General features: G+C 67.9%; 18 protein-coding genes. 13 read left to right on the top strand and 5 right to left on the bottom strand.

Features of this window, described 5'->3' with window-relative positions; genetic code table 11:
- Window positions 1-14: 14 nt before the first annotated feature.
- From E6C72_RS11800 to E6C72_RS11780, 5 genes are all read left to right on the top strand, one after another.
- Entirely contained in the window at window positions 15-497 is a 483-nt protein-coding gene (locus E6C72_RS11800) for a YbaK/EbsC family protein (RefSeq protein ID WP_109442648.1), read from the top strand.
- Window positions 498-575: 78 nt separating this feature from the next.
- On the top strand, window positions 576-1,274 hold the full coding sequence (locus tag E6C72_RS11795) for a TetR family transcriptional regulator (RefSeq protein ID WP_109442647.1): 699 nt from the start codon (window positions 576-578) through the stop codon (window positions 1,272-1,274).
- 173 nt (window positions 1,275-1,447) lie between these two features.
- Window positions 1,448-1,882 carry a phasin family protein gene (locus tag E6C72_RS11790; RefSeq protein WP_109096805.1) on the top strand — a complete coding sequence of 145 codons (435 nt, stop codon included), beginning with the start codon at window positions 1,448-1,450 and terminating at the stop codon, window positions 1,880-1,882.
- A gap of 151 nt (window positions 1,883-2,033) precedes the next feature.
- Window positions 2,034-2,369, top strand: a complete 336-nt coding sequence (locus E6C72_RS11785; protein WP_109442698.1) for a tRNA-binding protein — start codon at window positions 2,034-2,036, stop codon at window positions 2,367-2,369.
- 209 nt (window positions 2,370-2,578) lie between these two features.
- Window positions 2,579-4,579 (top strand): methyl-accepting chemotaxis protein, encoded by a 2,001-nt coding sequence (locus tag E6C72_RS11780; protein ID WP_109442646.1) that lies wholly within the window; start codon window positions 2,579-2,581, stop codon window positions 4,577-4,579.
- Between the two features lie 21 nt (window positions 4,580-4,600).
- On the opposite strand, the gene E6C72_RS11775 is transcribed toward E6C72_RS11780, so the two are convergent.
- Window positions 4,601-5,338 carry a LuxR C-terminal-related transcriptional regulator gene (locus tag E6C72_RS11775; protein WP_247875896.1) on the bottom strand — a complete coding sequence of 246 codons (738 nt, stop codon included), beginning with the start codon at window positions 5,336-5,338 and terminating at the stop codon, window positions 4,601-4,603.
- Between the two features lie 977 nt (window positions 5,339-6,315).
- On the opposite strand from E6C72_RS11775, the gene E6C72_RS11770 reads away from it, so the two are divergent.
- The 4 genes from E6C72_RS11770 to der all read left to right on the top strand — a co-directional run bounded on the left by E6C72_RS11770 (window position 6,316) and on the right by der (window position 10,713).
- Entirely contained in the window at window positions 6,316-6,957 is a 642-nt protein-coding gene (locus E6C72_RS11770) for a response regulator transcription factor (RefSeq protein ID WP_109442644.1), read from the top strand.
- A gap of 298 nt (window positions 6,958-7,255) precedes the next feature.
- Window positions 7,256-7,900 (top strand): tetratricopeptide repeat protein, encoded by a 645-nt coding sequence (locus E6C72_RS11765; RefSeq protein ID WP_109442643.1) that lies wholly within the window; start codon window positions 7,256-7,258, stop codon window positions 7,898-7,900.
- Window positions 7,901-7,909: 9 nt separating this feature from the next.
- Complete coding sequence (locus E6C72_RS11760; RefSeq protein ID WP_109442642.1) at window positions 7,910-9,277, top strand: PQQ-binding-like beta-propeller repeat protein; 1,368 nt, start codon at window positions 7,910-7,912, stop codon at window positions 9,275-9,277.
- A gap of 41 nt (window positions 9,278-9,318) precedes the next feature.
- Window positions 9,319-10,713, top strand: a complete 1,395-nt coding sequence (der, locus tag E6C72_RS11755; protein ID WP_109442641.1) for a ribosome biogenesis GTPase Der — start codon at window positions 9,319-9,321, stop codon at window positions 10,711-10,713.
- 144 nt (window positions 10,714-10,857) lie between these two features.
- Here the strand turns inward: der and E6C72_RS11750 are convergent, their stop codons facing one another.
- Genes E6C72_RS11750 through map form a run of 4 tightly spaced genes read right to left on the bottom strand, consistent with a single transcriptional unit; the run spans window position 10,858 to window position 13,334 of the window.
- Window positions 10,858-11,313, bottom strand: a complete 456-nt coding sequence (locus E6C72_RS11750) for a cupin domain-containing protein (RefSeq protein WP_109442640.1) — start codon at window positions 11,311-11,313, stop codon at window positions 10,858-10,860.
- Window positions 11,306-11,899: a Uma2 family endonuclease gene (locus E6C72_RS11745; RefSeq protein WP_109442639.1), complete on the bottom strand. Its 594-nt coding sequence runs from the start codon at window positions 11,897-11,899 to the stop codon at window positions 11,306-11,308. The genes E6C72_RS11750 and E6C72_RS11745 overlap by 8 nt, the downstream gene beginning before the upstream one ends.
- Window positions 11,900-11,937: 38 nt before the next feature.
- Entirely contained in the window at window positions 11,938-12,528 is a 591-nt protein-coding gene (locus E6C72_RS11740; protein WP_109442638.1) for an NUDIX hydrolase, read from the bottom strand.
- The gene (gene map / locus E6C72_RS11735) at window positions 12,525-13,334 is read right to left on the bottom strand and encodes a type I methionyl aminopeptidase (RefSeq protein ID WP_109442637.1); all 810 of its coding nucleotides are present in this window, start codon (window positions 13,332-13,334) and stop codon (window positions 12,525-12,527) included. Before map ends, E6C72_RS11740 begins: the two co-directional genes overlap by 4 nt.
- A gap of 317 nt (window positions 13,335-13,651) precedes the next feature.
- Here map and radA point away from each other — a divergent pair, with 317 nt between their 5' ends.
- From radA to E6C72_RS11710, 4 genes are all read left to right on the top strand, one after another.
- Window positions 13,652-15,115 carry a DNA repair protein RadA gene (gene radA, locus E6C72_RS11725; protein WP_109442636.1) on the top strand — a complete coding sequence of 488 codons (1,464 nt, stop codon included), beginning with the start codon at window positions 13,652-13,654 and terminating at the stop codon, window positions 15,113-15,115.
- 39 nt (window positions 15,116-15,154) lie between these two features.
- A complete protein-coding gene (locus E6C72_RS11720; protein WP_109442635.1) occupies window positions 15,155-15,844 on the top strand; it encodes a CvpA family protein in 690 nt (229 codons plus the stop codon).
- Between the two features lie 103 nt (window positions 15,845-15,947).
- Entirely contained in the window at window positions 15,948-17,396 is a 1,449-nt protein-coding gene (gene purF, locus E6C72_RS11715) for an amidophosphoribosyltransferase (RefSeq protein ID WP_109442634.1), read from the top strand.
- An 80-nt stretch (window positions 17,397-17,476) separates the two neighbouring features.
- On the top strand, window positions 17,477-18,184 hold the full coding sequence (locus E6C72_RS11710) for an SDR family NAD(P)-dependent oxidoreductase (protein ID WP_109442633.1): 708 nt from the start codon (window positions 17,477-17,479) through the stop codon (window positions 18,182-18,184).
- The last annotated feature ends 3 nt before the right edge of the window (window positions 18,185-18,187 follow it).

Here is an 18,187-nt window from a genome sequence, read left to right as displayed (position 1 = left end):
GCGGGACGCGCAGCATGACGGCGCTCAGCCCCTCCGCCGCCCGCGTCCAGGCCCTGCTGGACGACATCGGCCTCGGCCACCGCGTGGTGGAGCATGAAGGCAGCACCCGCACGTCGGAGGATGCCGCCACCGCCATCGGCTGCGACGTGGCGCAGATCGCCAAGTCGCTGATCTTCCGCACCAGGGAGAGCGGCCGCCCGGTGCTGGTCGTCGCCAGCGGCGCCAATCGGGTGGACGAGAAGGCGGTCGGCCGTCTGATCGGCGAGAAGATCGAGCGGGCCGACCCGGAGTTCGTTCGCGATGCGACCGGCTTTGCCATCGGCGGTGTCCCGCCCATCGGCCACGCCGTCCCGCCTCTGGTGCTGATCGACGACGACCTGCTGCGGCTGGAGACCATCTGGGCCGCCGCCGGCACCCCCAATGCCGTCTTCCGCCTCACCCCCGCCGATCTGGTCAGCATGACCGGCGGCCGGGTGGAGACCGTCCGCAAGGGATGATTGCACGGTTGGACGGGTGACGTTCGCCACTGCGCACACCACCTTATCAGGCGATCCCTGTCGCCTGGAGGTGGTGCAATGTCCGACATGTCGTCCGACAAGCCTGAAGACAACAGCTTCCGCTCCGACCCAACAGTTGATCCGGCGGACCCCGACTCCCTCGACCGCGCCGTCGCGGCGGCGGCGATGGGGCTGGCGGCCGAGAAGGGCTGGCGCAATGTCGGTCTGCTGGAGGTCGCGCAGCGGGCCGGCATTCCGCTGTCGCGTTTCCATCACCGCTATCGCGGGCGCGCCGGGCTGCTGGCGGCGGTATCGCGCGTCGCCGACGCCACCGTCCTGGCCGGCAGCACGCCCATCGACCCCAGCGAATCGGCGCGCGACCGGCTGTTCGACGTGATGATGCGCCGCTTCGATGCGCTGCGCCCCTTCCGCGACGGCCTGCGGTCGGTGGTGCGCGATCTGCCGGCTGATCCGGCCGGTGCGCTGGGCTTTTCCTGCGCCTTCGGCCGCTCCATGGCCTGGATGCTGCGCGCCGCCGGCATCGATCCCGACCAGCGCGGCGGCGCGGCTCTGGTCGCCGGCCTCGGCGCCGTGCATGCCCGGGTGATGCGGGTGTTCCTGAACGACGACACCGAGGATCTGTCACGCACCATGGCGGCGCTGGACAACGCGTTGCGCGGGGCGGAGCGCTGGGGCGCGACCTTCTGCCGCTGGACCCGGCGGCGCGGTCCGCTCGGCAGGTCGTCGGGAACAGAGTCCATGGCATCAGGCATTTAGCGACGTGCAGGCGTTCCGCGGCCGGCGGTTTTTCCCGTCAAGGTTATGCTGCGGCGCAAAAAACCGGATTGACTAACTTTTCGGCACTCTGCATAGTCGGCTTCTGTAATGTTGCGACGCAACATGCCCGGATTTCGATGCGGGCAGCAAACACCGATGCTGGGATGAGAAACATGGCCAAGATCAGCGGTAACCCCTTCCTCGAATTCGATCCGTCCAAGCTGATGGGCGACCTGAAGGTTCCGGGTGTGGACGTCGAGTCCATCATCGCCAGCCAGCGTCGCAACATCGAGGCGGTGACCGCCGCCAACCAGCTCGCCTTCGAGGGCTTCCAGGCCATCGTCCGCCGTCAGGCCGAGGTGCTGCGCACCGTCGCCGAGGACGTGAACCGCGCCGTCGGTGAACTGACGGCCGCCGGCACCCCGGAAGAGAAGGCCGCCAAGCAGGCCGATCTGGTCAAGGCCGCCTTCGAGAAGTCGCTGTCGAACATCCGCGAGCTGAGCGAGATGATCGCCAAGTCGAACACCGAGGCCGCCGAGATCCTGACCAAGCGCGTGTCGGACAGCCTGGACGAGGTCAAGGCCGCCATCGCCAAGGCGAAGGCCTGATCCTCTCCGGTCCGCCGGAAGAGTTGAAGAGAGGGGTCGCCATCCGGCGGCCCCTTTTTCCGTTTGCGGTGACCGGCCGCTCTTCCCGGTTCCGATGCCCGCTCCGCCGCGCTACCCTGGCGCCGCCCGCAAGAACCGCATCGGATCGGTCATGACCATCTCCTACGACGATTTCGCCAAGGTCGACATCCGCGTCGGCACCATCCGCGCCGTCGAAGCCTTCCCGGAAGCGCGCAAGCCGGCCTACAAGCTGACCATCGATTTCGGTGGCGAGATCGGCACAAAGCGCAGCTCCGCCCAGATCACCGGCCACTATGCCGCCGACGCGCTGGTCGGCCGTCAGGTGCTGGCGGTGGTGAACTTCCCGCCCAAGCGCATCGGTCCCTTCACCAGCGAGGTTCTGTGCCTGGGGCTGCCCGACGCCGAGGGCGCCGTGGTGCTGGTCGGGCCGGATCAGGCCGTGCCGGATGGGGCGCGTCTTTTCTGACAAGTCGATGTGAAAGAATCAAACGAACTTGCCATCATAAAGTCATTCAAAAACATCCCTTCAGGGTTGAATGATGCGGCGATCGTAAGGCGACAAGTTGCCGCAGGGGTCGTGAGTATTTTAAATGAATGCAGTCTAAACCAGGATGGCATAGTGCGGCGCGACAGTGATCTCGCATCTGCAACATGTTTCTCTGGTGGATGGCACCCATGGACGCCCTGCGCTCCTTCGTCGGCCGGCTTTCGATTTCCACGAAGGTCACCCTGTTGAACCTCTTCGGCATGCTGGTTCTCAGCACCGCGATCCTCTTCGCGATCGGTCAGGTGATCGTCCGCGATCTGGAACGGCAGGCGATCGAGATGCAGCGTCTCAGCATGGACATCGCCTGGTCGTCGCTGCAGGAGCGCGGCGGCCGCTTCTCCGTCGCCGATGGGAAGCTGTTGCTGGACGGCGTCGTGATGAACGACAACAATCTGGTGGTCGACAAGATCAAGCGCATCACCGGGGGCACCGCCACCCTGTTCCTGGGCGACCGCCGCATCGCCACCAACGTCACCACCGCAGACGGCAGCCGTGCGGTCGGCACCACGCTGGCGCAGGGACCGGCCTATGACTCGGTGCTGCGCCGCGGCACCCCCTTCCGCGGCATGGTCGAGATCCTGGGCGAGCCCTATTACGCAGCCTATGACCCGATCAAGGATGCGTCGGGCAACACCATCGGCATCCTCTATGTCGGCATCAAGAAGGCGGAGGTGTTCAAGACCTTCGACGACAGCATGCGCTTCGCCACCATGCTGGTGGTGCTGTGCGCCGTCGTGCTTGCCGTTCCCGGCTATCTGGTGTCGCGCCGGCTGCTGCGTCCGCTGGGCCAGCTCAGCCATGTGATGACCGCGCTGTCGTCGGGCGACCTGACCGCCAACGTGGCGGGCGCCAACCGGCTCGACGAGATCGGCGCCATGTCGCGCTCCGTGCTGGTCTTCCGCGATGGCATGGCCGAGGCGGAGCGCCTGCGCGCCGAGCAGGAGCATCAGCGCATCCAGGGCGAGGCGCAGAAGCGCAAGGCCCTGCAATCGATGGCCGACACCGTGGAGCAGGAAAGCCGGGGCGCCGTCGAACGGGTGGCCGCCCGCACGCAGGACATGGACCGCAACGCCGGCGCCATGGCGAAATCGGCCGGGCTGGTCGGCTCCAACGCCCAGAACGTCGCCGCCGCCGCGGCCCAGGCGCTCAGCAATGCCCAGGCGGTGGCCTCGGCCGCCGAGCAGCTTTCCGCCTCCATCGAGGAGATCGGCAATCAGGTCGGCCATGCCGCTGGCGTCACCCGCGCCGCCGTCGCCGCCAGCAACCGGACCGAGAGCACCATCGAATCGCTGTCCTCGGCGGTCAGCCGCATCGGCGACGTGGCCGAGCTGATCCAGGGCATCGCAGCGCAAACCAACCTGCTGGCGTTGAACGCCACCATCGAAGCGGCGCGGGCAGGGGAGGCCGGCAAGGGCTTCGCCGTGGTGGCGGGGGAGGTGAAGAACCTTGCCAACCAGACCTCGCGCTCGACCGAGGAGATTTCGCGCCTGATCGCGGAGATCCAGACCGTCACCGCCCGCAGCGTGGCGGAGGTGCGCGACATCAGCCGCACCATCGGCGAGATCGACGCCATTTCCGGCACGGTCGCCGCCGCGGTGGAGCAGCAGGCGTCGGCGACCCAGGAGATCTCGCGCAACGTCGCCCAGACCGCCGGTGCGGCCACCGACGTGTCGACCCGCATCGACGAGGTGTCGCGCGAGGCCCAGGTGACGGAGGAGCGGGCCGACGAGCTGCGCGCCGGCGCGTCGGAGGTGACCCACAGCATCGACGAGCTGATGCATGTGCTGGTCCGCGCCGTGCGCACGGCGACCGAGGACGTCGACCGCCGCAGCGTGCCGCGCTACCGCGTCGAGGCGCCCTGTACGGTGGAGGGGCCGGAGGGCCGCGTGACGGTGCGGCTGCTGGACATATCGCGCCACGGCGCGGCGCTGGGCGAGGCCGACAGGGTCGGCGCCCGCGGCACCCTCCTGTTCGACGGCCTGGGCGTCGCCTTGCCCTTCGAGCTTTTGAACCGAGAGGAGGGGGTGGTGCGCGTCCGCTTCCGGCTGGCCGAGATCGACCGGCCGGCCTTCGACGCCCGCTTCGACCGTTTTGAAGAGGCGATGGCCGGTCGCCGCCTGACGGCCTGATCCGGTTCCCGTTCGGCCGGGTCAGGCCCCGGCCCGGCGGACGGCGGCATGGACATGCGGCGGGGTCATGCCGGTCCGCGCCGGTTCCAGGGCGCCCTGCTGCCGGGCGGCGAAGACGCCGGCCTCCGTGCGGTTGCGGAAATGCAGCTTGGACAGCACGCTGCGCACCATCGACTTGATGACCGCTTCCGACAGGTCCAGCGCGTTGGCGATGGTCCGGTTGTTCATGCCTTCGCCCAGCAGGCGCAGCGTCTCGAACTCCGGGTCCGACAGGCGCGGCAGCAGCGTCAGCCGGATTTCGTCGACGCCCAGCCGCGACAGGAATTGCTTGGGCATCAGGCAATGGCCTTCCAGCCCCAGGTCGAGCAGCTCGTTGATGCGGTCGACGTTCAGGTCCTCGAACACCCAGGCGTCGGCGAAGGCCAGGATATGGGCGGCGTCCAGCAGCTCGCGCGACGACAGCACGACGACGATCCGCGAGCGGCGCGACAGCCGCAGATAGACCATCGGTTCGTTCTCGCGCAGGGCGGTGAACTGTTGCAGCCCGATCAGGATCGCATCCGGCGTCAGCGCGCTCTGCGTCAGTTCCCCGATGTCGTGCAGAACCGTGACCCGGTGGCGGCCGCCGCGGTCGAGCTGCTGCACCACGTTCTCGGTCAGCGCGTTGTTGTCGAGGATCAGGCAGACATGCATGGGAGTCACCGCGTTGCGGGTCTGGTGAGATGCTTTCTCATGGGCGTACTCATGGTGTGTGTGCATGGGTCAGCTCTGTCTGGAGGAGGCATCCACGGCCGGCCCGGCTGGGGGCATCGCCGCCTGCGTCTGGGGGTTGAGGAGGAACCGGCCGGTTGGCCCAGGCACGTCATGGATTGGGGCACGTCGTTGGTGAATATCGCGGGGATGGGAAATATTGCCCTGTGGACCGCAGCCTCCCTCCCGGTCAGGGGATGGGGGAGTCCTGCTCGCACCGCGTGATTTAGAAATGATCGGCGCCCGGCGTAAATCAGGCGATGGATGATCAGCCAAGATCGCTTTCCGTCTCCTTGTTGGTCGCCTCAGGTTTCGAAACGGTAACACCTATGGAATGATGTGTGCTGGCCGGGTCACACGGGAATGCGCGTTGGTACAGGCATCCTTCAGGACTATCCTTTCGGTCTCGAAACGGCTTTCTCCCTCTCTCTTTCGCGCCCGAATCGGGATTGGCCGCCTTTCTTCCTGACGAACGCCGCAAAGATGGCAAGGTTCCAGAAAAATTCCTGTCGCTAATGGAGACAACCGGTCTCTTTTTGAATGAACCCGTTCGGTTCCAAGCAATCCGATTGGTCCGCGCGATCACTCTATTCGCGGACGCAGAAGAATCTATGACCTTAGGCGGAGGCGTTTCTTGCCGGTGGCATGACGAACGGTGCCTCGAAGGGAGAAGCCGGCTTCGAATGACCTATGGCCCTTGTCGGGATACAGGGCCCCTTCCGATCGTGGTATCAGATACTCAACAGGAGAGAAGGACAGGCCCACAACGGCAGACAGCCTTCCGGCCGATGCAGGGTGGGCCAGCCAGACCAATAGGCCAGCAGGCCGCTCGGGCGGCCTCAGTATAAAGCCGCCCAGGCGGCGGGAAATCGGTGATCCGGGTGCCGCGGGGGCGCACCGGGCAAGATCGACAACAGCCCTGACGGGTGGTCGTCCGCAAAGCGGACGGCACCGCCAAGGGCCGGCGAGCAAGGATGACGGGGACCATGAAGATTCTGATCGGGGACGACCATCTGCTGTTCCGCGAAGGCCTGCGGCGTCTGCTTGAACAGTTGCAGGGCGACGCCGGCTTCGTCGAGGCCGGAACCTTCGACGAGGTGCTCGACCAGTGCCGTGCCGGCGGCACCTTCGACATCATCCTGATGGATCTGCATATGCCGAACTGGCCGGGCTTCGACGGCCTGCGCGAGATCCAGGCCCTGCAGCCGGGCGTGCCGGTGGTGGTGATCTCCGCGTCGGAAGCGCTGGGCGACATCCGCGGCGCGCTCGACCATGGCGCCACCGGCTACATCCCGAAGTCGAGCAGCGTGAAGGTGATGATGGGCGCCCTGAACCTCGTGTTCTCGGGCGGCATCTACCTGCCGCCGGGTGCCCTGACCGCCAGCATGGACGCCGCCCCCCGCCGCCGCACCGTCGACATCTCCGACCGCAACGCCGGCTACGGGCTGACCCAGCGTCAGCGCGAGGTTCTTGAATGCCTGCGGCTGGGCAAGTCGAACAAGCAGATCGCCTATGAACTGGGCCTGTCGGAAGGCACGGTGAAGATCCACGTCACCGCCATCTTCAAGTCGCTGGGCGTGAAGAACCGCACCCAGGCGGTCATCGCCGCCGCCGCCATGTCGGCGTAACGATACAGAAGACTCGATCCGGGGCACGTCGGATCGCGGAACTGGGCCGCAGGGGATCGCCTCCGCGGCCCATTTTCTTTTCGGGGCGAGCGAAAGCCCTCTCCCGGGGCGGGAGAGGGGGGCTTGCACCCCCAAAAACAGCCAGCCTCTTGACCGCGCGGGTTGCCCGATGCTATCCGCCCCTCTTGATCTTGTGGAATCATCCGTCCGGCTTTCCGGCCGGCAGGGTTCCGCCTGACCCGCGCCGCCATCCGGGCCGTGCGCGAAGCCGCCACCGCAGGGACGCCACCGCAGCGCCATGAGCGATATTTTCCGCGAAGTCGACGAGGATCTGCGCCGGGACCGCGCGGAGCACCTGTTCAAGAAGTATGGCGGCGCCATGATCGCCGCGGCCGTCCTGGTCGTTGCCGGCACCGGCGGCTACAGCTTCTGGCGCCATTGGCAGGCGCAGAAGACGCAAGCGCAGACCGCCGCCCTCGTCACCGCCATCTCGCAGAGCGCCCAGGGTCCCGAGAAGGGAATCGATGCGCTGGCCGCCTTCGCCGGCTCCGCCGATCCCAGCCTCGCCGCGATCGCCCAGTTCAACGCCGCGGCGCTGATGACCCAGCAGGGCAAGGCTGCTGATGCCGCGACCGTCTATGACGGCATCGCCGGCAACGCCTCGGTCCCTGCCCAATACCGCGACCTCGCCACCCTGCTGGCGGTGATGCAGCGCGCCGAAGGCGGCGACCCGGCCCAGCTGACCGCGAAGCTGCAGCCGCTGACCGCCGACACCAGCCCCTGGCGCTTTTCGGCGCGCGAGCTGACGGCGATGCTGGCTGCCCGCGTCGGCGATACCGAGAAGGCGCGCACGCTCTACAAGCAACTGGCGGATGACCAGCAAGCGCCGTCGGGCGTGCGCGGCCGCGCCGCCGATCTCGCTTCCCTCTACGGCAAGGGCTGACCCAGGGTCATGACGAACAAGAACGGGAAGACCGCGATGACCGGTTCGATCCGCCGCGCGGCGCTGCTGTCCGCATCGCTGCTGGCTGTCCTGCTCGCCGGCTGCGACACCATCGACGGCTGGTTCGGCAAGACGCCCGAACCGCCCCTGCCGGGCAAGCGCGTCGCCGTCCTCCAGCGCGAGCGCAAGGTGGAGCCGGATGCCCAGCTCGCCGCCACCGCCGTCACCGTGCCGCCGGCCGTCGCCAACGCGACGTGGGCGCAGCCGGGCGGCACGCCGGAGCATGTGCTGGGCAACCTCGCCTTGTCGGCCAGCCCGTCCGACGCGTGGCGCGCCGACATCGGCGCCGGGTCCAGCAGCTCGCGCGCGCTGCTCGGCACGCCGGTGATCGCCGACGGCCGCATCTTCGCCATGGATGCCGACTCGCACGTCACCGCGCTCAACGAGCGCAGCGGCCAGTCGCTGTGGCGCATCGACACCCGTCCGGAGAACGAGCGCGGCGGCGCCACCGGCGGCGGCGTCGCCTATGCCGACGGCCGTGTCTATGCCGCCACCGGCTTCGCCGAGGTGCTGTCGCTCGATGCCGGCAGCGGCAAGATCCTGTGGCGCAAGCGCATCGCCGGCCCGGTTCGCGGCGCCCCGACGGTTTCCGGCGGCCGCGTGCTGGTGATCACCCTGGACAACCAGACCATCGCCCTGTCCACCGACGACGGCGCGGTGCAGTGGTCGCAGCAGGGCATCCTGGAGACCGCCGGCCTGCTCGGCGCCGCCAGCCCGGCCGCCACCGGCACGCTGGTCGTCTCGCCCTATTCCTCCGGCGAACTGTTCGGCCTGCGTCCGGAAAACGGCCGCGTCGCCTGGCAGGACAGCCTCGCCAACATCCGCCGCACCGGCGCCTTGAGCAATCTGGCCGACATCCGCGGCCTGTCGGTGGTCGATCGCGGCGCCGTCTATGCCATCGGCCATTCCGGCCGCATGGTTGCGATCGACGAGCGAATCGGCGCCCGCATCTGGGAAACGGAGATCGGCGGCGTCCAGACCCCCTGGCTGGCCGGCGATTACCTGTTCACCGTCACCAACGACCAGGAAGTGGTCGCGGTGGCCCGCCAGAACGGCAAGGTCCGCTGGGTGGCGCCGCTCGCCCGCTTCACCGATCCGGAGGACAAGTCCGGCCCCATCGTCTGGTCCGGCCCGGTGATGGCGGGCAGCCGCCTGTGGGTCACCGGCTCCAACGGCCAGCTGCTCGGCCTGTCACCGTCCGACGGGAAGGTCGAGGTGACCCGCTCGCTGCCCACCGGTTCCTACTTGTCTCCGGTCGTTGCCAACAACACTCTCTATGTGCTGTGCGACAACGGAACGCTGGTCGCGTTCCGCTGATCGCGGATTTCCTCCGTCTGTTGTGAAAGGCCTTTGGCCCCATGTCGTTCACCGTGGTCCTCGTCGGTCGGCCGAATGTCGGCAAATCGACTCTCTTCAACCGTCTGGCCGGCAAGAAGCTGGCCCTGGTGGACGATACGCCGGGCGTCACCCGTGACTGGCGCTCGGCCCCGGCCCATGTCGGCGGCCTGTCCTTCACGGTGGTCGATACCGCCGGTCTTGAGGACGTGACCGACGACAGCCTGGAGGCGCGGATGCGCCGCCAGACCGAGCAGGCGCTCGCCCGTGCCGACGTGGCGCTGTTCATCATCGACGCCCGCGCCGGCATCACGCCGCTGGACCGCCATTTCGCCAACCTGCTGCGCCGGGGCAAGACCCCGGTCCTGCTGGTCGCCAACAAGACCGAAGGCAAGGCCGGCACGCCCGGCATGTTCGAGTCCTATGAACTCGGCCTGGGCGACCCGATCCCGCTGTCCGCCGAACATGGCGAGGGCATGGCCGATCTGGTCGAGGCGCTGCTGCCCTACGCCCCCCCGGAAGATGCCGGCGAGGTCGAGGAGAAGGACGACACTTTCGATCCCTCCATCCCGGTCGGTGACCAGCCGGAGCCGGAGGAGGACCGCAGCAAGCCGATCCAGATCGCCATCGTCGGCCGCCCCAATGTCGGCAAGTCGACCCTGTTGAACAGCCTGCTGGGTGAGGAGCGCGTGCTGACCGGCCCCGAAGCCGGCATGACCCGCGACGCCATCACGGTCGATTGGGAGTGGCGCGACCGCCGCTTCAAGCTGGTCGACACCGCCGGCATGCGCCGCCGCGCCCGCGTCGACGAGAAGGTGGAGAAGCTGGCGGTCGCCGACAGCCTGCGCGTCATCCGCATGGCGAATGTCGTGGTGCTGGTGGTCGATGCCGCCGCCATCCTCGACAAGCAGGATCTGACCATCGCCCGGCTGGTGATCTCCGAGGGCCGCGCCCTGGTGATCGCCGTCAACAAGTGGGACACCGTCGACGACCGCGCAATGGCGCTGCGTCAGGTCGAGGACAAGCTCCAGGCGGCACTCGGCTATATCAAGGGCGTGAAGGTCGTCACCATCTCGGCGCTGAAGGGCCACAAGCTCGACACGCTGCTGGACGGCGTGCTGGAGACCTACACCGTCTGGAACCGCCGCATCCCGACCGCCCAGCTGAACCGTTGGATCGAGGGCGTTCTGGAGCATCATCCGCCGCCCCTGGTCGAAGGCCGCCGGGTGAAGATCCGCTATGTCACCCAGGTGAAGACCCGCCCGCCGACCTTTGCCCTGTTCGTGAACAAGCCGTTGGATTTGCCGGAAAGCTACCAGCGCTATCTGACCACGCATCTGCGCGACAGCTTCGACATGCCCGGCGTGCCGGTGCGCCTGCTTCTGCGCAAGGGCAAGAATCCGTACGCCGAGGATTGATCCTGATATCCCTTCTTCCCCTTTGAGTCCCTCTCCCCTCCGGGGAAAGGGGCAGGGTGAGGGGGTAGAACGGGCGATAAGCCTGTACCAGGGGATTGCCAAGGGGCAGCATGCCCCTTGGCGGCGCGCTTCGGCAAACCAGTGTTACCTCAACTCCGGCTCCCACCCCTCCGGCGCCATCTTGAATCCGGCGAACTCGAAGGCCGGCGCCACGGTACAGCTCACCAGCGACCAGCCGTCCGGCCCTTCGGCCAGGGTCCGCGCCGCCTGCCACGCCCCGACCGGCACCACCGCCTGCGGCCGCTCGCCGCCCGCGATGTCCATCCCCAGCCGGTGGCGCTCGACCGTCCCGCCATCCTCGTAAATCGACAGCTCCAGCGGCGCCCCGCCGTGCCAGAGCCAGATTTCCACGGCATCGACGGTGTGCCAGTGCGACCGCTCCCCCGCCCGCAGCAGGAAATAGATCGCCGTCACCGCCCCACGCCCGCCATCCCCCGGCGCGCGGTAGGTCTCGGCGTAACAGCCACCCTCCGGATGCGGCTGCAACCCCAGCAGTTCGATCAGATGCTCGGCTTCGGCGGTTGGGGCGTGTTCAGGCATCGTCGCTCTCGCCCGTCAGGATGGTCAGGTCGAAGGACACCCGCGTGTCCTCATAAATGGTGGCCAGCGGCAGCCCCACCTCCAGCGCCGGGATCGCCAGCACGCCGTCTCGGCCCGACAGCAGCTCGTGCGTCCAGCCGTCGCCGGCCCGGCGGAAGCTCTCCACCACCGCCACCCGCTGGTGGATCAGCACATATTGGGTCAGCGAGGGCAGGGTACGGTAGGCGGCGCTCTTGGTGGTGTGGTCGTAGCTCGACGTGCTGTCCGACAGCACCTCGACGATCAGCGTCGGTTCCGTTGCCATCCGGTCGCGATCGTCCAGCATGGCGCAGGTGACAAAGACGTCCGGATAGAACACCGACTCGTCGGCCCGGATGCGCATCGTCTCCTGGAACACCCGGCAGGGCGACCCCCGCAGTTCGCCGCGCAGGGCGGCGTAGACGTTGCCGGCGATCTGGTTGTGGGCAACCGTCCCGCCGACCATGGCAACGATCTCGCCCTGGAGGAACTCGTGGCGGACGTCCTGCCGCTCCTCCCAGTCGAGGAATTCGTCCAGCGTCATCCGGCGCTGTTTGCGCAGGGCCATGGCCGTCCTCCCGGTCGGTGAAAGGTCGCTCCGCCTTTTTACACCGACCGCGTCCGCGCCGCCATGCCCAGCCCCTCGCGCAGGTCCGGCAGCAGCATCGCCCCCAGCATGGCGATCACCGGCAGCACCGCATAGTCGCCGCGTGCCGCCGCGTCGATCAGCTCGCGGGCGCTGTGCAGCTCGATCCGCATGTCCTCCAGATCACCATTGTCGGGCTCCGCCACCTTGCGGGCGCCCTTGGCGTGGAACATGTGGCAGGTGCTGCCCTTGGCGTTCGCCCCGACGACGAAGCCGCCCAGCGCCGTCCAGTCGTCGGCGGCATAGCCGGTTTCCTCCAGCAGCTCGCGCTTTGCAGCGGCCAGCGGCTCCTCGCCGGGCTCAATGGCACCGGCGGGGAAGGTCAGGCTGACGCGGCGCGGCCCGTGCTTGTAGGTACGCAGCATCACCACCTTGCCGTCCCCGGTCTCGACATACATCAGCGCATAGTCGGGCTGGTCGAGCTGGTAGAAATTCTCCACCGTCCGTCCGTCGGGCAGCCGCACCGTCTCCGCCCGCACCTTCAGATAGGGGCTGGCGTCGAGCAGATCGCGGCTGCCCAGCACCTCCCAAGGCTTTTGTTCGTCGCTCATGCGGCGTTCCCGTAAGGAGGTTGGGTGTAGCCGGCGGGCGAGAGGGTGAAGATCTCGCAGCCGTCCTCGGTGATGCCGATCTGGTGCTCGAACTGGGCCGACAACGAGCGGTCGCGGGTGACCGTGGTCCAGCCGTCGGACAGGATCTTCACCTCGTGGCGGCCGGCGTTGATCATCGGCTCCACCGTGAAGACCATGCCGGGGCGCAGTTCCACGCCGGTGCCGGGCTTGCCGAAATGGTCGACATGGGGCGCGTCGTGGAAGACCTTGCCGATGCCGTGCCCGCCGAAGTCGCGGACGACCGAGCAGCGCGCCGCCTCCGCCATCGTCTGGATGGCGTGGCCGATGTCGCCCAGATGGTTGCCGGGCTTCGCCTGGGCGATGCCGGCCATCATGCAGCGCCAGGTCAGGTCGACCAGCTTGCGCGCCTTCACCCCGACCTTCTCGCCGACGAAATACATGCGGCTGCTGTCGCCGTACCAGCCGTCGAGGATCACGGTGACGTCGATGTTGACGATGTCGCCCTCGATCAGCTTCTTGTCGTCGCTGGGGATGCCGTGGTTGACGACGTGGTTGGGCGAGATGCAGCTGCACGCCGGATAGCCGTGATAGCCCAGCGTCGCCGGAATGCCGCCGCGGTCGCGCTGGAACTCCTCGATCAGCTTGTCGAGTCGGCCGGTGCTGACGCCCGGCACCACGAAGGGCGTGATGTAATCCAGCGTCTCGGCCGCCAGCCGGCAGGACTTGCGCAGCGCCGCGAACTCCTCCGGACCGTGCAGCACGATCCGCTTGCCTTCCTTGTCCATCAAACCGTCATCCGTCACGTAAATCCTCTTTTCAAGTAATCCTCCCCCTCTTCCCCCCGGGGAGAGGGGCGGGGTGAGGGGGATGCACATGCTGAATTCTTGTCGGAGGGCCGCCGCGCGACCCCCTCACCCTAACCCTCTCCCCGGGGGGAGAGGGGACTCTTCCTCAAGATCGTCTCGTCGGTTCGCAAACCGCCAGCAACCTATCACGCCGAGGGTCTGAAAAAAGCCCCTGCATTCCACCCCTGCAAGCATAGGATTCGGCGGAACGGCTTGCTATATGTGGCGGGCCTTACCCCCATCGGACTACCAGACCTTTGGCGAAGCCCACCACCCGATATGTCTGTCAGGCCTGCGGCGCCTCCTTCCCGAAATGGGCGGGCAAGTGCGACGCCTGCGGCGAATGGAACAGCCTCGTCGAGGAGGCGGCGCCGGACAGCGCGCCGAAGGGGCTGGGCGCCGCCCGTGGCCGCCGCATCGACTTCGTCGGCCTGCATGGCTCCAGCGAGGCGCCGCCGCGCCGGATGACCGGCATCGCCGAATTCGACCGCGTCTGCGGCGGCGGACTGGTTCCCGGTTCGGCCATCCTGATCGGCGGCGACCCCGGCATCGGCAAATCGACCCTTCTGCTCCAGGCGATGGCCCGGCTGTCGCAGGACCATCGCTGCGCCTATGTCTCGGGCGAGGAGGCGGTCGACCAGGTCCGCCTGCGCGCCCAGCGGCTGGGCTGCGCCACCGCCCCGGTTGACCTCGCCTCTGCCACCAGCGTGCGCGACATCGTCGCCTCGCTCGACGACGCCAAGGGTCCGGAGGTGATCGTCATCGATTCGATCCAGACCATGTATATGGACAATCTGGACAGCGCCCCCGGCACCGTCGCCCAGGTCCGCGCCAGCGCGCAGGAGCTGATCCGCGTCGCCAAGCGGCGCGGCGTCGTGCTGCTTCTGGTCGGCCATGTCACCAAGGAAGGCATGATCGCCGGCCCCCGCGTGCTGGAGCACATGGTGGACACCGTCCTCTATTTCGAAGGCGAGCGCGGCCACCAGTTCCGCATCCTGCGTGCGGTGAAGAACCGTTTCGGCCCGACCGACGAGATCGGCGTGTTCGAGATGGGCGACGCCGGCCTTGGCGAGGTTGCCAACCCGTCCGCCCTGTTCCTGGCCGAACGGCGCGGCGACGTGTCGGGTGCGGCCGTCTTCGCCGGGATGGAGGGCACCCGCCCCGTGCTGGTCGAGGTCCAGGCGCTGGTCGCCCCGTCGCCGCTCGGCACGCCGCGCCGTGCCGTGGTCGGCTGGGACTCCGCCCGCCTCGCCATGGTGTTGGCGGTTCTGGAGGCGCGTTGCGGCGTGCAGATCGGTGCCAACGACGTCTATCTGAATGTGGCCGGCGGCCTGCGTATCACCGAACCCGCCGCCGACCTCGCCGTCGCCGCCGCGCTGGTCTCCTCCCTGACCGGGGAGCCGGTGCCGGCCGACGCGGTGGTGTTCGGCGAGATCGGCCTGTCGGGCGAGGTCCGCGCCGTCGGCCAGAGCGACACGAGGCTGAAGGAGGCGGCGAAGCTCGGCTTCTCCTCCGCCATCTTCCCGGCGCGGCGCACCGGCAGGAAGGGCAGCCGCGGCGACAGCTGGTCAAGGACGGGGGGGCTGAAGACGGTCGAACTCCAGCAACTGGGCGAGCTGATGCCGCTGTTCCAGGCGCAGGGCTCCTCCGGCCGGCCGCCGTCGCGGCGTCCTCATGACGACAACGACACGCGCCGTTGGCGCGATGACGAATATATCTGACCGCATCCCATCAATCGGTACAGCAATCGGCACAGGGTCATGGACAACCTTCCCGTCAATCCGGTGGACGCCGTCGTCATCGCCGTGCTGCTTCTCGCCGCACTGCTCGCTTTCAGCCGGGGCCTCGTCGCCGAACTGGTGTCGGTCGCCGCCTGGGCCGGCGCCGCGATCATCACGCTCTACGCGCTGCCCCATGTCCTGCCCTACGCGCAGATCTACATCCGCTTCGAGATGCTGGCCTACGCCGCCTCGGCGGTGGGCGTCTTCATCGTCGCCCTGATCGTGCTGTCGCTCCTGGGCCGCAGCCTGTCGCGCGGGGTGCAGGCATCCGCCCTGTCGGCGCTCGACCGCACGCTCGGCTTCGCCTTCGGGCTGGTGAAGGGTGGCATCCTGGTTTCCATCGCCTACCTGTTCTTCCTGTGGCTGGTGCCGAACCAGGCCGAACAGCCGGTGTGGCTGCAACAGGCGAAGACCCGGCCCTTCCTGGCGATGGGGGCGGAGACGCTCTATGCCTTCGTGCCGGAAAATCTGCGCAAGGAAGGTCTCGGCCAGATGGACATGGCGCGCGAGCGGGCGAAACAGGCGATGGAGGCCAAGCAGGCGCTCGACCGCCTGTCGACGCCGGTGCCCAGCCCCGCGAAGACCGGGGGTGCGCAGGCGCCCGATACCGGTTATAAGGACCGCGATCGCGCCGATCTTGAAAGGCTGATGCAGAACAACGCCCGCTGAGCTTGACCGCTCGGTTTCGGCGCTATCGACGTTTGTGGGCTGTTTTTTCGTTGCATGTGCTGACGCGCGCCGACGGCGCCTCTTGGACGAAGGACTTCTGGTGATGCTGACGACGCATCCGTTCGACGACGACAAGCTGCGCGAAGAGTGCGGCGTGTTCGGCATCTACGGCAACCCGCAGGCGGGCGCCATCACGGCGCTGGGCCTGCATGCCCTGCAGCACCGCGGGCAGGAGGCGGCGGGCATCGTCAGCTTCGACGGCGGCCGCTTCCACCTCCAGCACACGCTGGGCCTGGTCGGCGACCATTTCAGCTCCGAGGCGATCATCGCCAAGCTGAAGGGCGGCAGCGCCATCGGCCATGTGCGCTACGCCACCACCGGCGACACCTCGATCCGCAACGTCCAGCCGCTCTACGCCGACTTCGAGTTCGGCGGCTTCGCGCTGGCCCACAACGGCAACCTGACCAACGCGCAGGTGCTGCGCCGCCAGCTGGTCCGCCGCGGCTGCCTGTTCCAGTCCTCCACCGACACCGAGGTGATCGTCCATCTGATGGCGACCGCCCGGGGCGGCTCGCCGGTCGATCGCCTGATCGAGGCGGTTCGGCAGGTCGAGGGCGCCTTCTCCCTGGTGGCGCTGACCTCCAACAAGGTCATCGGTGTGCGCGACGCGCTCGGCGTCCGTCCGCTGGTGCTGGGCAAGCTGGGCGACACCTACCTCCTGGCCAGCGAGACCTGCGCCTTCGACATCGTCGGCGCCGACTATGTCCGCGACGTCGAGCCGGGCGAGATGATCGTCATCGACGGCGACGGCGTCCACAGCCTGCGCCCGTTCCAGCCGCAGCAGCGCCGCCTGTGCATCTTTGAATACATCTACTTCGCCCGTCCCGACAGCGTGATGGAGGGTACCTCCGTCTACCAGGCGCGCCAGCGCATCGGCCGTGAGCTGGCCCGCGAGGCCGGCGTTCCCGCCGACGTGATCGTTCCGGTTCCCGACAGCGGCGTGCCCGCGGCGCTGGGCTACGCCCAGGAGGCCGGCGTGCCCTTCGACCTCGGCATCATCCGCAACCATTATGTCGGCCGCACCTTCATCGAGCCGACCGACCAGATCCGCCATCTCGGCGTGAAGCTGAAGCACAACGCCAACCGCGCGATGATCGAGGGCAAGCGCGTCGTGCTGGTGGACGATTCGATCGTCCGCGGCACCACGTCCAAGAAGATCGTCGAGATGGTGCGCGCCGCCGGGGCCAAGGAGGTGCACATGCGCATCTCCAGCCCGCCGACCTCGCACCCCTGCTTCTACGGCATCGACACGCCGGAGCAGGGCAAGCTGCTGGCCCACCGCATGACGGTGGAGCAGATGCGCGACTTCATCCAGGCCGACAGCCTCGCCTTCATCTCGCTCGACGGCCTCTACCGCGCCATGGGCGAGGAGAAGCGCGACCCGGCCAAGCTCGGCTACTGCGACGCCTGCTTCACCGGCGATTACCCGATCCCGCTGACCGACGCGCTGGAACATCCGCCAGCCGAGGCGAACGTCCCGGTCCGCGCCTGACCATCATCCCTCCCCCGAGAGCACGGGGGAGGGATTTTCATATGTGAACGAACAATAATCCCAGGAAACGAGTCGTCCCCATGTCCCGTCTCTCCGGCCGCATCGCTCTCGTCACCGGCGCCTCGCGCGGCATCGGCGCCGCCGTCGCCAAGCGGTTCGCCGCCGAAGGCGCCCATCTGGTTCTGGTCGCCCGCACCGTCGGCGGGCTGGAGGAGACCGACGACGCCATCCAGAAGATCTCCGGCCAGTCGGCGACCCTGGTGCCGATGGACATGCGCGACTACGACAAGATCGACCAGCTCGGCCATGCGCTCTACCAGCGCTTCGGCAAGCTGGACGTGGTCGTCGGCAATGCCGGCGCGCTGGAGGCGCTGGGTCCGGTCGCCCAGTACGATCCGAAGCTGTGGTCGCGGGTGATGGACCTGAACGTGACGGCCAACTACCGCCTGATCCGCTCGATGGATCCGCTGCTGCGCGCGTCCGGCACCGGCCGCGCCATCTTCGTGACATCGGCCGCCGCCAAGGCGCCGCACCATTACTGGATGCCCTACGGCGCCAGCAAGGCGGCGCTGGAGATGATCGTGAAGACCTACGCGCTGGAGGTCGCCGGCTCGACCCTGCGCGTCAACCTGCTCGACCCCGGCGTGGTCGCCAGCAAGCTGCGCACCCAGGCCTTCCCCGGCGAGGATCCGACGAAGGTCGCCCAGCCCGACGACGTGACCGAGCGCTTCGTCGAATTGGCCGAGGCCGGCTGCGAGCGCCATGGCGAACTGGTGCTGGGGCAGTAACAA

Source organism: Azospirillum sp. TSH100, assembly GCF_004923295.1.
In the GTDB taxonomy this organism is placed as follows: domain Bacteria; phylum Pseudomonadota; class Alphaproteobacteria; order Azospirillales; family Azospirillaceae; genus Azospirillum.
The sequence above is the reverse complement of the archived record's forward strand: the minus strand, read 5'-3'. Positions and strand labels throughout refer to the sequence as shown.

What these genes read in the sequence shown, in the direction of transcription:
- E6C72_RS11800 (WP_109442648.1), top strand. Translation starts at nt 15, where the DNA reads ATGACGGCGCTCAGCCCCTCCGCCGCCCGCGTCCAGGCCCTGCTGGAC.
- E6C72_RS11795 (WP_109442647.1), top strand. Translation starts at nt 576, where the DNA reads ATGTCCGACATGTCGTCCGACAAGCCTGAAGACAACAGCTTCCGCTCC.
- E6C72_RS11790 (WP_109096805.1), top strand. Translation starts at nt 1,448, where the DNA reads ATGGCCAAGATCAGCGGTAACCCCTTCCTCGAATTCGATCCGTCCAAG.
- E6C72_RS11785 (WP_109442698.1), top strand. Translation starts at nt 2,034, where the DNA reads ATGACCATCTCCTACGACGATTTCGCCAAGGTCGACATCCGCGTCGGC.
- E6C72_RS11780 (WP_109442646.1), top strand. Translation starts at nt 2,579, where the DNA reads ATGGACGCCCTGCGCTCCTTCGTCGGCCGGCTTTCGATTTCCACGAAG.
- E6C72_RS11775 (WP_247875896.1), bottom strand. Translation starts at nt 5,338, where the DNA reads ATGCACACACACCATGAGTACGCCCATGAGAAAGCATCTCACCAGACC.
- E6C72_RS11770 (WP_109442644.1), top strand. Translation starts at nt 6,316, where the DNA reads ATGAAGATTCTGATCGGGGACGACCATCTGCTGTTCCGCGAAGGCCTG.
- E6C72_RS11765 (WP_109442643.1), top strand. Translation starts at nt 7,256, where the DNA reads ATGAGCGATATTTTCCGCGAAGTCGACGAGGATCTGCGCCGGGACCGC.
- E6C72_RS11760 (WP_109442642.1), top strand. Translation starts at nt 7,910, where the DNA reads ATGACGAACAAGAACGGGAAGACCGCGATGACCGGTTCGATCCGCCGC.
- der (WP_109442641.1), top strand. Translation starts at nt 9,319, where the DNA reads ATGTCGTTCACCGTGGTCCTCGTCGGTCGGCCGAATGTCGGCAAATCG.
- E6C72_RS11750 (WP_109442640.1), bottom strand. Translation starts at nt 11,313, where the DNA reads ATGCCTGAACACGCCCCAACCGCCGAAGCCGAGCATCTGATCGAACTG.
- E6C72_RS11745 (WP_109442639.1), bottom strand. Translation starts at nt 11,899, where the DNA reads ATGGCCCTGCGCAAACAGCGCCGGATGACGCTGGACGAATTCCTCGAC.
- E6C72_RS11740 (WP_109442638.1), bottom strand. Translation starts at nt 12,528, where the DNA reads ATGAGCGACGAACAAAAGCCTTGGGAGGTGCTGGGCAGCCGCGATCTG.
- map (WP_109442637.1), bottom strand. Translation starts at nt 13,334, where the DNA reads ATGGACAAGGAAGGCAAGCGGATCGTGCTGCACGGTCCGGAGGAGTTC.
- E6C72_RS11720 (WP_109442635.1), top strand. Translation starts at nt 15,155, where the DNA reads ATGGACAACCTTCCCGTCAATCCGGTGGACGCCGTCGTCATCGCCGTG.
- purF (WP_109442634.1), top strand. Translation starts at nt 15,948, where the DNA reads ATGCTGACGACGCATCCGTTCGACGACGACAAGCTGCGCGAAGAGTGC.
- E6C72_RS11710 (WP_109442633.1), top strand. Translation starts at nt 17,477, where the DNA reads ATGTCCCGTCTCTCCGGCCGCATCGCTCTCGTCACCGGCGCCTCGCGC.